At 61.8% G+C, this 14,041-nt stretch carries 14 protein-coding genes; 7 read left to right on the plus strand and 7 right to left on the minus strand.

Features of this window, described 5'->3' with window-relative positions:
* Positions 1 to 3 precede the first annotated feature (3 nt).
* Together ET418_RS07905 and ET418_RS07910 are read right to left on the minus strand one after the other, a co-directional pair.
* Positions 4 to 1,083, minus strand: a complete 1,080-nt coding sequence (locus tag ET418_RS07905) for an alpha/beta hydrolase (protein ID WP_149307060.1) — start codon at positions 1,081 to 1,083, stop codon at positions 4 to 6.
* Positions 1,084 to 1,266: 183 nt separating this feature from the next.
* On the minus strand, positions 1,267 to 3,663 hold the full coding sequence (locus tag ET418_RS07910) for a glycosyltransferase (RefSeq protein ID WP_149307061.1): 2,397 nt from the start codon (positions 3,661 to 3,663) through the stop codon (positions 1,267 to 1,269).
* Between the two features lie 215 nt (positions 3,664 to 3,878).
* Between ET418_RS07910 and ET418_RS07915 the strand changes: the two genes are divergently transcribed.
* The 7 genes from ET418_RS07915 (at position 3,879) to ET418_RS07945 (ending at position 8,209) form a co-directional block, all read left to right on the plus strand.
* Positions 3,879 to 4,067, plus strand: a complete 189-nt coding sequence (locus ET418_RS07915) for a hypothetical protein (protein ID WP_149307062.1) — start codon at positions 3,879 to 3,881, stop codon at positions 4,065 to 4,067.
* Between the two features lie 96 nt (positions 4,068 to 4,163).
* Complete coding sequence (locus tag ET418_RS07920) at positions 4,164 to 4,475, plus strand: DUF2325 domain-containing protein (RefSeq protein ID WP_149307063.1); 312 nt, start codon at positions 4,164 to 4,166, stop codon at positions 4,473 to 4,475.
* Positions 4,468 to 5,322, plus strand: coding sequence for a transporter (locus ET418_RS07925; protein WP_246152984.1), 855 nt, complete (start codon positions 4,468 to 4,470; stop codon positions 5,320 to 5,322). Before ET418_RS07920 ends, ET418_RS07925 begins: the two co-directional genes overlap by 8 nt.
* Before the next feature lie 58 nt (positions 5,323 to 5,380).
* The gene (locus ET418_RS07930; protein WP_149307064.1) at positions 5,381 to 5,638 is read left to right on the plus strand and encodes a FeoA family protein; all 258 of its coding nucleotides are present in this window, start codon (positions 5,381 to 5,383) and stop codon (positions 5,636 to 5,638) included.
* A gap of 3 nt (positions 5,639 to 5,641) precedes the next feature.
* A complete protein-coding gene (locus tag ET418_RS07935) occupies positions 5,642 to 5,872 on the plus strand; it encodes a FeoA family protein (protein WP_149307065.1) in 231 nt (76 codons plus the stop codon).
* Positions 5,869 to 8,079 (plus strand): ferrous iron transport protein B, encoded by a 2,211-nt coding sequence (gene feoB / locus ET418_RS07940; RefSeq protein WP_149307066.1) that lies wholly within the window; start codon positions 5,869 to 5,871, stop codon positions 8,077 to 8,079. The genes ET418_RS07935 and feoB overlap by 4 nt, the downstream gene beginning before the upstream one ends.
* Before the next feature lies 1 nt (position 8,080).
* Positions 8,081 to 8,209: a FeoB-associated Cys-rich membrane protein gene (locus ET418_RS07945; RefSeq protein ID WP_149307067.1), complete on the plus strand. Its 129-nt coding sequence runs from the start codon at positions 8,081 to 8,083 to the stop codon at positions 8,207 to 8,209.
* Between the two features lie 174 nt (positions 8,210 to 8,383).
* Here the strand turns inward: ET418_RS07945 and ET418_RS07950 are convergent, their stop codons facing one another.
* From ET418_RS07950 to ET418_RS07970, 5 genes are all read right to left on the minus strand, one after another.
* Positions 8,384 to 9,427, minus strand: coding sequence for a cytochrome-c peroxidase (locus ET418_RS07950; RefSeq protein ID WP_149307068.1), 1,044 nt, complete (start codon positions 9,425 to 9,427; stop codon positions 8,384 to 8,386).
* Positions 9,428 to 9,596: 169 nt separating this feature from the next.
* Entirely contained in the window at positions 9,597 to 10,169 is a 573-nt protein-coding gene (gene rbr, locus ET418_RS07955) for a rubrerythrin (RefSeq protein WP_149307069.1), read from the minus strand.
* Positions 10,170 to 10,302: 133 nt separating this feature from the next.
* Complete coding sequence (locus ET418_RS07960; protein ID WP_188055419.1) at positions 10,303 to 10,677, minus strand: Fur family transcriptional regulator; 375 nt, start codon at positions 10,675 to 10,677, stop codon at positions 10,303 to 10,305.
* A gap of 182 nt (positions 10,678 to 10,859) precedes the next feature.
* Positions 10,860 to 13,016 carry a hypothetical protein gene (locus ET418_RS07965; protein ID WP_246152985.1) on the minus strand — a complete coding sequence of 719 codons (2,157 nt, stop codon included), beginning with the start codon at positions 13,014 to 13,016 and terminating at the stop codon, positions 10,860 to 10,862.
* Positions 12,997 to 13,869, minus strand: coding sequence for a diacylglycerol/lipid kinase family protein (locus ET418_RS07970; RefSeq protein ID WP_149307071.1), 873 nt, complete (start codon positions 13,867 to 13,869; stop codon positions 12,997 to 12,999). Before ET418_RS07970 ends, ET418_RS07965 begins: the two co-directional genes overlap by 20 nt.
* Between the last annotated feature and the right edge of the window lie 172 nt (positions 13,870 to 14,041).

Below are 14,041 nucleotides of genomic sequence, written 5' to 3' on the forward strand. Positions count from 1 at the left end.
GGGTCAGACCGCCATCTGGAGCAGGGGCGCCGAAAGCCTGCTGTACCAGCTTTCCAACAGGGGATTGTAGGCGTCGTGGTGAAAGATCATGGAGGCGTGGGGCACGCTGTCCCCTTCATTCTTTGATATGACCTTCTTCACCCGACAGTTGGGAAACAGCTTGGTGTAGCGTCTCGAATCGGAAAAAAGAGCGAGGGTCGGCGACAGGGGGACCAGAATATCCCCCTCGTTCTCCGCCATGAGCGCCAGCACCGGCCCGGCGAAGACAGAGCCGTCGAGATCGGGGAATTCAAGTTCCCGCAGCGCCTTGACCCGCTCGTACCCTCCCAGGGCCGAGGTGCGGGCCAGTACGTCCATTATCTTGCGGCGAATGGCCAGGTGTTTGCTGCTCAACACCCGGTTTTCGGCCCCGGCGGCGAACAGTGCCTGGAAACAACGCCGGGAGCGTTCCACCTGTTTTTCCAACTCGTCCTGCTTGGCCGGGTCGGCGGTGATGATCTTCTGCAGGCTGCTCTCCAGGAAACGGATGCCGTCCCGCTTTTCCCCCTTGGGGCGGATCAGGTCGTCGGTGCAGATCACCGGGCTGATCAGGAGCAGGCCGCGAATCTTTTCGTGGATCTGCTCGTCGGCCTGCCGGAGAAAATCCACCAGCAGGCCGGAACCGAAGCTGACGCTCATGATCAGCGGCTTGTTGCCCCCGGCGTGGATATCGTCGATCAGGTCGGACAGTTGGGCGGAAAACATCTCTGCCGAGAAGCCGTTACGGGGATAGTTGAAATAGTAGATACTGCCGTATCTGCGCAACAGCGGACGTTGGAACTCTATCGTTTCCGTGGAGTCCGGCACGAAACCCGCGACCACGATGGTCGGCATGGAGCCGCCCCCCTTTTCCCGGAACAGTTGGCAACGGACGCTGTGCATGCTGTGGATATTCTTCATCTGGCTGAACTCGCGGCGGCGATCCCGCGGTGCGTAGGGCTTGATGGCCATGGAGCGCATGAAGCCGTGGGCCATGGTTGCTGCCGAAACAAGTACGGGGTGGGCCTCTTTCGCAGGGCCGCTCTTTAACGAAACGGACTTCATGTCGCCTCCTGGTCTTCGTGTTTACTCCCGTCAGTAAAGCACGGCGACGTTACACGCGGGAGGCGAATGGGAAACAGTTGGTGGAGGATCTGTTGCGATCGTGAAAAAAACGCCGGGACCATGACTTCGATCCCGGCATAACATGGGGGGAACTACTGGTGCAACACTGGTCCGCCAGGCTGGTCAGGCCGCCCGGCCGCACTGGAGGATGGTACTGTAGGCGTCATCGCTGGCGGGGGCCCTGAGCAGGGTGAAGCTGCGGGCATTGCGGCTCATCTCGGCCAGTACCGCCCGGTTGGTGAGGAAATACCGGATGGCAGCGGCCAGCTCCGCCCCGCTGCCGGCACTGAAGACCATGCCGGTTTCGCCATCCGCCATCAACTCCTTCGGGCCCCCGGCATCGGAGACGATCACCGGCAGCCCGGAGGACTGGGCCTCCAGTACCACATTGCCGAAGGTATCGGTGGCGCTGGGGAAGACGAACAGATCGGCCGAGGCGTACCCGTCCTGCAACTCCTCCCCCGCCAGGTAACCGGTAAAGAAAGCCGGGTACCCATTCAGGCGAGCCTCCATCTCCTGGCGGTACGGCCCGTCGCCGACGATCACCAGGGAGGCGTCGAAGCCGGAGTCGATCAGTTCGCGGAACGTTTCAGCCAGCAACTCCAGCGCTTTTTCCCGCGATACCCTTCCGACGTACAAGAGCCTGATCCCCTCAGGGATGCCGCGGCTGGTCCAGAAATCCGGCCTGCGTCTGACCGGCGTGAACTGCTCCGTGTCCACCCAGCGCGGCAGCGGCTTCATCTTCTCCTCCGCCAGGCCGCGGGAGAGGAGCTGCTGCCGGGTTCCGTTGGACGGCACCATGACCTCCTCCATCTGGTTGTAGAACCAGATCATATAGCTCCAGGCGGCCTGCTCCAGGAATTCGTCGTTGGTCAGGCTGCGCACGTACTGGGGGATGTCGGTGTGATAGGTGCCTGCCACCGGGATATCCATCATGCGGGCGATCAAAAGCCCCAGCAGTCCTACGGTTCCCGGGGTGCTGATATGGATGCGGGTGAAGCCGCCCTGCTCGATATAATCCATGACATCCAGGATCGGCGGGAAGGAAAATTTCAATTCGGGGTATTCGGGCAGCACGAAATCACCCACCGATTCGAAGCGCTTGACCCCCTCCGGGAGCGGAGCGTCGGCATTCCCGGCGGTGATCACCGTCAACTCCACCCCACGGTTTCTGGCGGTCTGGATCAGGCGGTGGATGGTGATGGCCACCCCGTTGATCTCGTCCAGGGTATCGGTGAACAGGGCGATCTTCTCTCCGTCACCGTCGCCGGCATCGGGAAAGGTCTCCTTGAGGCCGCGCATGATATCCTTGCCCTTGTGCTGGTGATGGAAGGCCAGGTAGTAGGGGGTCACCAGCAGGTGTACCAGGCCGATGGTGCTCACGGTGGTGACGTAATCGAAGAACCCGGCGGAGAGCGGCAGCGACATCAGACGGTTGGTATAGATGTAGATCATCCGGTTGGCCAGATAGCTGGTCACGGCGAAGATGGTGCGGTTCTGGTCGGCTCCCTTGAGGGATGCCAGGAAAACGCTGTCGTTGAGCAGCACCCGGGCCTCCCGGTCCAGAATTTCCTCGAAGCTGCGGCTCCGGTGGCTCCGGGACTCGGGGATGTTCTTCAGGATGAACAGCCGGAGCTTTTCCACGAACGATTCCCGGGCCGACCCCACATTGAAGAAGCGGTTCAGCAGGGCGCTGATGAAGGGGGTCGAACTGCGACGGCGGTCGCCGAAGCGCTCCCGGTAGAAACTGTGGGCGATGCCGTACATGCTGTGGGCCATGGTCAGGGGGCCGCCATTATCCCCCTCAGGGCGACTCTGCCCCGCTTTTACAGCCTCGATGAAGCTGTCCACGCTGTCGGCGCCCTCCGCGGCCGTGTGAGCCCGGCTGATGAACAGGCCGCCGTGGTCGTCCGAGCCTCCCACCATCCCTTTGATCCATGGCGTGGCGCCGTAGGGGCGGATATCGTGCCGGTTGGCGAGCCGCTCCAGGGTTTCCCGGTCGAGGCTGGTGACAATCTGTTCGGTAAAGGCGTTGAACCGCCGTGCCCGGCAGCCGTTTCTGACCTCGAAGGTGGAGAAGAGCACCAGGGATTTCTCGATGATGGCGGTGGTCAGCTTGTCGTTCTGCGCGTAGAGCGGATGGGCCAGGAAATGGGCGACCCCCTCCCTCTGGAGGTAGGCCACCATCTCGTAGATGTTCCTGCGCAGTTCCATGATCTGGCGGAACTGGGCCTCGGTGATGTGCAGCACCACCACATGGACCTTGCAGCCGGTCTCCGGGAAGTAGGCGGTGATCTCCGAACTGACGAACGCACCGGGCAGATGGGCGATCTCCAGGGCGCCGTTGATGCTGTTGTGATCGCTGATGGTGACGAAATCCATCCCCCGGCTCCGGGCGGTCTGGTAGAGATACTCGGGCGAGGTATAGCTTTCGGGGCAGTTGAACTTGCGCATGGCCCAGTAGGTAGGCTTGTTGGAGTGACTCGAATGGACGTGCAGGTCCGCTTTGTAGGTTCTCATGGTTGCGATCCTAGCAGGCAATGATTACAAACATGTGAAGGCTCTGCAATAAGTATGTTGCTGTTCAGGGCGTGGTACGGCAGGGACCTTTTTTCAGTGCCCTGTTTTTTGTCCTTGACAGCCAGAATGTCGATCGGTATATTGATTTCAGTTTTCAATATCATGAACAAGATCGCCAGCAGCGCCAACTACCCACACCAGAGGAAGCGGCAGACATGACCCATCACATCGACAGGCCGGCATACACGACTGTACGAACGTATGTCGGCCGTTGTTGTTCAGCGGGCGTGCCGGCCATGGGAATGCCTCGACAGCGAACGGCCACCGGCGGCAGGTTGTTCTCCGCCATGGCAGCCAACGACTTCCGCAGCCCCCATTTCACCGACGTGAATCAGAACCGTTAAGCGTACCATGTGCACCATGAAGGGCATCGCTGTCCTTTTTTTTTGCCACACTAATGATAATGAATATCAATACCTTATTCCAAGAAGGAGATAACCATGAGTGTCGTGCTGATCGGCGGGATGGACCGCCTGGAGCCACAGTATCTGCGGGAGGCCGAGAGGGCCGGCGTGGAGTTGAGCGTGTTCACCACCGCCCAAAACGGCATCGCCGCGAAACTGAGACATGCCGATGCCGTGGTGATCTTCACCAACAAGGTCTCCCATCGGGCGAAAAACGAGGCTATGACGGCGGCGCGCGCCAATGATATCCCGGTTTTCATGCACCACGCCTGCGGGGTCTGCACGCTCCGCGAGTGTTTGAAATGTATGCATATCATCAATCACACAGGGGGAAGTAACGATGTCTGAGACCATCACCACAGGGAAAAAGGAACGCACCGCGGGGAGAACCATGCGGCGGGGGATCACGGCGGCACTGCTGGCGGGCATGGTAACCCTGGGAGCGGCCCCGTCCTTTGCCGGGCCGCCGCTTGTCACGGACGACACCGGAACCGTCCTGCCGGGCAGGGCCGAAGTGGAGTTTAACGGCGGCTACGCCTACGACAAGGAGTCGGAAAACGGCGTCGCCACACGCAGCGAGGTCTTCGACGGCGAAATGAAGATCAACACCGGCATCACCAAGGATCTGGGCGTGTCCCTGACAGTGCCCTATCTCTTCAGCGAGCGGGTCAGGGAAGATGGCCAACTGGCCGGGACCAGCGACGGTTTCGGTGACATAGCCCTGGAGTTGAAGTACCGCTTCTTCGAGCGCGATGGTTTGAGCCTCGCCGTCAAGCCGACCATCCTGCTGCCGACCGGAAAATACCGCGCCGGACTCTCGGACGGCCGTTGGGGCTTTGGCGGCGCACTCATCGCCACTAAAGAGTTCGCCGAGGGAAAGTATCTGCTCCACGCCAACCTGGGCTATGAACACCACAGTTTCCGCACCGACATCCAGAGAGACGAGAACCGCTCCGACCTCTGGTCCGGCTCCCTGGCCGCCGAGGTGCAGGTCATGAAGGGGCTGACGCTGATGACCGACTTCGGTGTAGCCACGACCCGGGAGAGGTCAACCAGCGAACTGTGCAGCTATGGTCTGGTCGGTGCCCGGTACGAGGTTTCCCCGTTCCTGGATGTGAACGCCGGCGTCAAGGTCGGGCTCACCCAACCGGAGGATGATCTGGCCCTGCTCTACGGGGTGGTGCTCAAGTTTTAGAAAGCAGGTAGTCGTCCGCTCCCCTGGCGGGAACGGGCGAAGAAAGGGAGTTATGCAGATGATGCCATTGGGACTGATGGGCCCCGGGGAACGGGGCGAGATCGTCGAGGTTGGGCAATGCACGCCGGAGTGCGGCGAATGCCGCTGCAAAGAGGAACGCAAGCCGGGAGACGTGCGGGTGGAAGACATGGGGCTCAGGGTCGGCAAGCAAGTGGAGATGCTGAACAACAGCAGTAACCTGGTGTTGTTGAAGGTGGACGAATCACGGATTGCCATTGATCGCGGCGTGGCTATGAAAATAAAGATACGGAGGTAGGGGATGCATCTGGCGATGATGAAACCGGGGCAGCAGGGGAAGATTGTTCACATCGGGACGGCCGTCGGCCCCATAAAGCGGCGGCTGATGGACATGGGGGTACTGGCCGGCGAGCCGGTCAGGGTGGAAAAAGTGGCCCCTCTGGGGGACCCGATCGAGGTGACCATCAAGGGGTATCATCTCTCGTTGCGCAAAAAGGAGGCGGAAGGGATCGAAGTGGAGGTGGCATCATGACGGAGCAGGCATCGCACACCGGCCACACCGTTTCGGCCGCGGGGGCACGCCCCCTGGTAGTGGCCGTGGCGGGCAACCCCAACGTGGGCAAGTCCACCCTGATCAACGCCATTGCCGGCACGCGGCTCCAGGTGGGCAATTGGCCCGGCGTAACCGTGGAAAAGAAGGAGGCCCTGTTCGAGCATAACGGCCGGAAGATCCGGCTGGTTGACCTGCCCGGCACCTACTCCCTCTCCCCCTACACCCAGGAGGAGATCATCGCCCGGGACTACCTGGTGAAACAGCGGCCCGACCTGATCGTCAACGTGGTGGACGCCACCAACCTGGAACGCAACCTGTACCTGACGGTGCAGCTCATGGAGTTGGGCATCCCGGTGGTCATGGCCCTGAACATCTACGACGAGGCCGAAGCCAAGGGGTACCGCTTCAACCTCCACGACATCGAGATGATGCTGGGCGTCAGCGTGGTCCCCACCTCGGCCACCCGGAGGAGCGGCCTGACGGAACTGTTGGACAAGGTGCTGGAGACGGCCGCGCAACCGGCCGACCACACCCCGCGCATCCTCAACTACGGCGACGACGTCGAGACCGCCGTGGCACTGCTGGGTGATACGCTGCGCCGGGAGCATCCCGCCCTGTTCGCGTTGTACCCGGAACGCTGGCTGCTGCTCAGACTCATGGAGGGGGACGAGCGGCTGGGCCAGGAGACCGACCTAGCCCAGGACGCCCTGCCGGAGGAGATCTTCCACCACCTGCGCCGGGGGCATGGCGAAGACCTGGAGGCGCTCATGGCCGACGCCCGCTATTCCCAGGCCGCCGGATTGGCCCGGGAGGTGCTTTTCAAGAAGGAGGAGCGCCGGGTCGAGATGACCGAGCGGATCGACCGGGTGGTGCTCAACCGCTTTCTCGGCATCCCGATCTTCCTGGCCGCCATGTGGCTGGTGTTCAAGCTGACCTTCGACCTCTCCAAACCTTTCGGCGATTGGATCAACGACATGGCAGGCGGCCCTTTCAAACACTGGACGACGGTCCTTTTGGGGCTGGTGGGCGCCCCGGACTGGACGGTTTCCCTGGCCACCGAAGGGGTCATCTCCGGGGTAGGCTTCGTGCTGGTGTTCGTCCCGGTCATCTTCATGATGATGTTCTTCATCACCTTCCTGGAGGGGAGCGGTTACATGGCGCGGGCCGCCTTTGTCATGGACCGGGCCATGCACGCCATGGGGCTCCACGGCAAATCGTTCATACCGCTTCTGCTCGGCTTCGGCTGCAACGTGCCCGGCATCTACGCCACCCGGACCCTGGAAAACCCACGGGACAAGGTGTTGACCGCTCTCCTGATCCCGCTCATGTCCTGCGGGGCAAGGCTGCCGGTCTACGTACTCTTTGTGGGGGCCTTCTTCCCCAACAATCCGGGCACGGTGATCTGGTCCCTGTACGTACTGGGCATCGCCCTGGCCATCGTCATGGGCGTGTTCTTCAAGCGCACCCTCTTCCGGGGAGAGGCCCCCATGTTCATCATGGAGTTGCCCCCCTACCGGATGCCCTCCTTCACCAGCCTCTGCCTGCACACCTGGGAGAAGGGGAAACATTTCCTCATCAAGGCCGGTACCTACATCCTGGCGGTCTCCATCTTTGTCTGGTTCCTCCTGAACCTCCCCTGGGGGGTGGAGCACAAGAAGGATTCCTACCTGGGACAGGCCGGGCAGGTGATGGCCCCGGTCCTGAGCCCCCTGGGATTCGGCACCTGGCAGGCGGCCTCATCCCTGATCACCGGCGTCATCGCCAAGGAGATCGTGGTCGGCACCATGGGCGAGATCTATGCCCCCAAGAAGGAGGAACAGAAAAAACCCGAGGCGAGTTTCGGAGAAGACCTGCAAGAGATTGCCGTCTCTTTTGGCAAGGCGGTCAAGGAATCCGCCTCCAATGTGGTCTCCACCTTCGGCGTCTCCAGCCTGGCGGCGGACGAGAAGGAGGACCGGGGTCCGCTGAAAGCCACGATTCAGCAGACCTTCACCCCCCTTTCCGCCTATGCCTTCATGGTGTTCGTCCTGCTCTACATGCCGTGCGTGGTGGTCGCCATCGCCATGCGCCAGGAGTTCGGCTCGTGGAAATGGTTCGGGGTAGCCTTTGCCTATCAGAGCGCGTTGGCCTGGGGCATGGCGATGATCGTCTACCAGGCGGGACGACTCCTGGGACTGGGGGTGTGACATGGGAGCATTCGATATCGTGCTGATGATCGCCATACTGGCTGGCGCTGCCTGGCTGCTCTATAGTTCCCTCTGGAAGAAAAAGGGGCATTGCCCCGGTTGCGACGGCGGCAGTTGCGGCGGCAAGTGAGAGCGGATGGAAGGCTGCCCGGCGGTGGGTTGCGGACGAATTCTTCCGGGAACAGCGAGCCCACAACCACGCCCTGGCGGCCATCTACCGCAGGAACGACACTATCTTCGGATAAGCTAAATGCCCCTGTTTCTGCACCGGTAACGGGCAGAAACAGGGGAAACAGGGAAGGCGCTACAGCGTGGGGTGAGGTGTTACATCGGTACTGGCCGGTAACAGCGGATAGACGATCTTGGGCTGCTTGCCGGTCAGGCTGCCAAGAAACGCGACAATGGCGCTGCTTTCCTCATCGCTGAGTTGGATGCCGAATTGGGCCGAACCCATGACGTCAACCGCCTCTTTCAGGCTCCAGACCACGCCGGAGTGAAAATAGGGGGCCGTGATAGCCACGTTGCGCAACGAAGGTGCCCGGAAGACGTACTCATCCGCCGAGGTATTGGTGACGGCAAACCGCCCCTTATCCTTCCGCGGCATGATATTCTCGGCCGGCTTGGCCACCACGCCGAAGGGGAAATAACCGGAACCGCCCAGATTGAGGCCACCATGGCAGGCAACACATCCCTTGTCGATGAAGAGCTTGAGCCCGGCGGTTTCCCTGGCGCCCAGGGCCTTGCGGTTCCCCTTGAGGTAGCGGTCAAAGGGTGCATCCGGCGTGACCAGGCTCGCCTCGAAGACCTCGATTGCCCGGGCCATGTTGTCGAAGGTCAGCGGCTCCTTTTCACCGGGGAAGGCTTTTTTGAAGAGCTTGACGTACTCGGGGATGCTGTTCAGGGTCTGCAACACCAGTTCAGGTGTGTTGTTCATCTCCACCGAGGCTTGCACCGGCCCCTTGGCCTGCTCGGCCAGGTCCTTGGCACGGCCGTCCCAGAACTGGGCAATATTGTAGACGGAGTTGAGGACGGTCGGGGCGTTACGCGGCCCCTTCTGCCAGCCGTGGCCGGTGGAGGTCACCTGGAGGTCGGCTCCGCCCAATCCCGCATTATGGCAGGTGTTGCAACTGATGAGCTGGGACCGGGACAGGCGTGGATCAAAGTAAAGCTTGGCCCCCAGTTCAACTTTGGCAGGCGTGGCCGGATTGCCCTTCAGAACCGGCGGCTTGGCCGGGATCGGCTTGAAGAGGGCTTTGGCGCGGGCCTGAAGATCATCTGCGGCAGCGGATTGGCCGGCGACGGCGGCCAATGACAGCACGAAAGCAAGCGACAGACAAATTCGTTTCATGGGCATTCCTCCTTGAGTTTGGGATAAGACGTCCAATCCGACTACCGTGACAGCCCCCTCACGGAGGCGCACAGTCCACGTCAAAAATAGCTGCCCACCGGCTTGATAACAACACGTCCGGCAACTTCTTCGCGTCCCTTGCGCCTCAGCGAGGGGTTCTTCTGGTCGGTCAGTAGTTCTCGGCCAGCAGCTCGAAATGGGCCTTGGGGTGGGCACAGGCGGGGCACAGTTCCAGGGCGGCAGGTCCTTCGTGAAGGTAACCGCAGTTACGGCATCTCCAGACCACCGGCTCGTCCCGCCGGAAGACCCGGTCGTTCTCGATATTGGCCTGGAGGGCCCTAAAACGTTTTTCATGCTGTCTTTCTGCAACGGCGATGGCCGTGAACACGGCGGCCAGCACCGGGAAGCCCTCTTCCTTGGCGATGGCGGCGAATTCCGGGTACATCTCCGTCTGTTCGTGGTGCTCTCCTTGGGCCGAGGCCAGCAGGTTTTCCGCGGTAGTCCCGACCACACCGGCCGGAAACGCGGCAGTGATCTCCACATCGCCCCCCTCCAGAAATTTGAACAGCCGCTTGGCATGCTCCTTCTCCTGGTTGGCCGTTTCTTCGAAGATCTCGGCAATCTGCACGTAGCCGTCCTTCTTCGCCTGTGCGGCAAAATAGGTGTAACGGTTGCGGGCCTGGCTCTCGCCGGCGAATGCGGTGAGGATGTTTTTCTCGGTGCGGGTTCCTTTTAATGACATCTGTTCGGTTCCTTTCTGTGGTTGGTGTGGGTCCCTTCGAGGAAATGCCGCAGGCAATTTCAACGTGATGGGACGGTACAAAGAGCTTGGTGGCAAACAGGAACGATTCCTGCCTGTTCGATAAAAAAACTCGTTAGGGCTTACGGCACTGCTTGCACAGCCCGTAGTACTCAAAACGCATATCGTGGGGGGCAAAGCCGGTGTGCTGTTCCACCACCTCGGGCGGCACGGGAACGGCGTCGGTAAAGTCCTCGATCCTTCCGCAATTGGTGCAGATCAGGTTGAGGTGGTTGGCCGTATCCATATCGTAACGGTTGTCCATGGTCTCGAACTCCAACTCCTTGATCAGCCGGTGTTTCTTGAGCAGAGCCAGGGTATAGTACACGGTGGACAGGCTTATGTTGGGATATTTCTCCCGCGCCGTTTTAAAGATGGACAGGGCGGACGGATGACTCTTGTCGCGGGTAAGCACGCTTATGACCTCAAGGCGCTGGGAGGTCAGCTTCAACCCCTTTTCCTTGAGCCCCAGGATGATGTTTTTTTTGATCTGTTCCCGTTTGATGGCGCGCTCCTAATCAGGAATCATTCCTGAATAAAAAAGGATACGTCCTTGCGGGACGTCTGTCAAGGGCCAAAAGGACAAAAATACGTCATACACAACGGGAACGGCGCCCTCATCGAGGTGCCCGCTCAACGGAAAACGCTCCCCAACCCGAGAGTGCGTCGAAAATCCCACAGGTTCATGAAGAAGGCATCGAAGCGCCTGTGACGGACCTGTTCCTCCTCGCGTTCCCAGTAGAACAGTCGGCTGACCGGATAGAGGTAGCCGAAGGAATAGGCCGTCAGGTTGGTGGTGCGGCGGGCGATCCGCTCCAATGGGTAGCGATACCCCTGTTCCTGCCGGGCTACCAGCGTCAGGGCCTCGCCCCGCACCATGGCGGCCCGGGCAAGGAGCGCTTCCGAACGGTTGGGGGCTTCCCCCTCCTCCGGCCGCTTTGCCACAAGGGCCCGCAGGGTAAGGGCGCGATGGCGGGCGCGCAGGGCCGTTACCCTCAGGCCGATATTCAACTCCCTGGCTACGTGAAGCGGTGCACGAAAACGGTCTCCCTGCGCCGCTTCGAAATGGGCGAGCCTGGCGTCGATGCGCTCCGCAAGGGCACTCATGGCAACGTCATAGGCCTCCATATCGGCCACCGGACCGGTGAGGACGGCCGCCGCCTCCCCACGCGGCGCAGCGTTGAGCAGCCACGAGTACCGGAAGCCCGGATCGGGCTGAAAAGGGCGGTCAAAGGGATGGGGTAGCTCAGAGAAGGGGGCCAGCGCCGCAAGGTAGCGCATCAGGCCGCGCTCCTTCAGGTAGCGGTTCTGCAGGCGCAGCGCTTCGCTCCACAGACCATGCAACCGTTGGTCCGGCAACAGGTCGTCGAGCGGGGTAAGCGGGCCATTGCCCTGCGGGCAGCCATCATCGCTGAAACGCCACGACCAGCGGGCGATACTCCAGTCCATCAGCCAGTAGCCCCACTCCCAGCCGGAGGTGAAGGTGAGGTGACCGGCCACCCCCAGGCGGGCCATCTGGTCCATGTCGCTCCAACGACTGTCCAGGTAAGGGAGCAGGAGCAGTGGCACCGGACTGTCGAACCCGACCCAGTAAGACGACTCCGGCCAGTACCAGGTTTCCCGGCGGCGGGCCTCGTCCCGGGCGGCATCGAGCATGAAGCACTGGTTGACGTTGCCGTAGACCGGGGCGTGGGGCTCGGAAACGGAATAGCACATAACCGTATGGATCAGGATGCCGCTGGTCGGCTCTAGGGGACGGCGCACTTTCGCGCCGCTGTCGGAGGCGATGACGTGGGTGGCGAACATGAGCCGGCTGCCGTAGCGCCGCACCACTTCGCGCTCCATATGGCGCTGCACGCCGGGAAGTAGACGGCTCAGAACCGGGAGGTACTCACCCATGGTCGGTTCGAGCGTGACAAAATCCCACGGAACCCGGAACAGCCAAGCCAGGGTGGCATCCACCTGGCTGGTATAGGATGGATACGGGCGCAACAGGACCAGGGATTGAAAGGCCTGCTGCTGGAGCATGGCAAGGGAGATTTCCACCCCGCAGCGCACCCCACGCCGGTGGGCATATTCGACGATACGGGCGGCATGGCCAATCCAGACCGTGCGGTCGATCCCCCGCAACAGAAAAAATTGCATGGTGTTCTGACCGTTGCGGGCCAGCCAGTCGATGTACTCCCTGACCGCGTCGAACCCGCCGGGCAGCGCAGGATTCAGCAGCGGTTCAGTCAATTCAATGGGGTGCAGGGTGTGGAGGTGAAAACCGCGGTTGGAGAAACGCGGAGATCCCTCGAAGGTAAAAACGGGCTTGAGCGGCCAGGAACGGTAGGAGGGGTAGAGGGTCTCCCGGGGGTGGATGAAGCGTATAGCCAATTTTTCCTGCAGGAGCGCATAGAGTCCGCAGGCCACTCCCTCGGGGGTCGAGGCGGTCAGTTTAAGGGTCGTGACACCGCGACGCCGCGTCGAGCGCCAGCGATAGGAGCTGTCGGCTGGGGAGGGAGCATGGGCGGGGGCGCCTGGTGCCGGGACCTCCGGCAGGCGGATGACCACATCCGCCCCCCCTGGGGCACGGCCGATGGAAGCGGAGGGAAATGCCCGGCTCAATAGGGCGCTGCTATCGTCAATGGCCAACCGCGCCGTAGGCCGGTCGAGAAGGGATGGGGGAACGGAGATGGCGATCGTGAACGGCCGGCTTGAAGCGGCCAGACAGCTGCCGGGCCAAGCCGTGAAGGCGACAAGGCCGCAGAACAGAAGAAGGAGGCGGCTACAGAATGAGCCGGGCAAAATCGGCCACCGCCGTGATCCGCGCCGGACCGTGCCCGACGAAATCCCCATCGAGCTGGATCGGCTTTGCTCCACGCAGTTCGATCTCCGTGGCGGTGAGCCAGGTGAGAGCCGCATCCGGCATCGGCTGTCCCAGGAAGAGGTTGCGGATAATCGCCAGGTATCCCCTCCGATGGTTGTTCGTGACGCAGGCGATCTCAAAACCGGGGCGGAACAGGTCGCTGTCGGGCGAGAGCCTGAAGTTCCCCCCATAGCGCGAGGCGTTGCATACCACCGCCGTGTGGCAGAGACAAAGTTTCCCGTCCGCGACGATCTCCTGCATGCCCCTATCCCACCCAAGCGCCGCTCTGAGCGCCGACAGGGCGTAGGCCCCCTGCTTCAGCGCCCGTTTTTCCCCCGCCCTGACGCCGCCCACCACGGCGCCGTCCAGTCCACTGCCCGCCATGAGTGCGAAATAGCGACGGCCCGCTTCGAACTCCAGGAGCCCCACCGAGAGCGGCCCGGTCTTGCCCGCGCATATCCGCGCAATGCCGTCCTCAAGTGAGGCGATCCCCAATTCGGCGGCCAGGACATTGGACGTGCCCAAGGGGAGCACCGCCAGGGTTGCCGGTCCGGGGCCGAGCCCGTTCAAGACGGCGTTGAAGGTGCCGTCTCCGGCGGCCACGATGATGAAGGGATGTTCGCGTACCCGGCGGATGGCCTGGCAACAGGGGAGCGCCTCGGCGGGGTTCCTGACCGGGTGGATGACGGGGGGCAGACCGGCTCGCTTGAGGCTGTCAACCACCCGCGCAATGCGTCTGCGGCTGAAGCTGCCGGAATCGGGGTTAATGATCAGGAAAGGTGTGGTGTGCATGGGCCTGGACGTTTCGCTGCCGGTCCGGTGCGGCGGACAGCATACCTTTGGCGGAGTGAGAATCCCCCGGAGACGGCACCCCGACCGGATGTCGCCCATGGGGTTGTCCCTGCATGATACCAAAGTCGCAGGTTATATCCAGACTTTAAATAGATTTGCGGGGTGTGCCCGG

The organism is Oryzomonas rubra, assembly GCF_008369015.1.
GTDB classification, from domain to species: domain Bacteria; phylum Desulfobacterota; class Desulfuromonadia; order Geobacterales; family Pseudopelobacteraceae; genus Oryzomonas; species Oryzomonas japonica.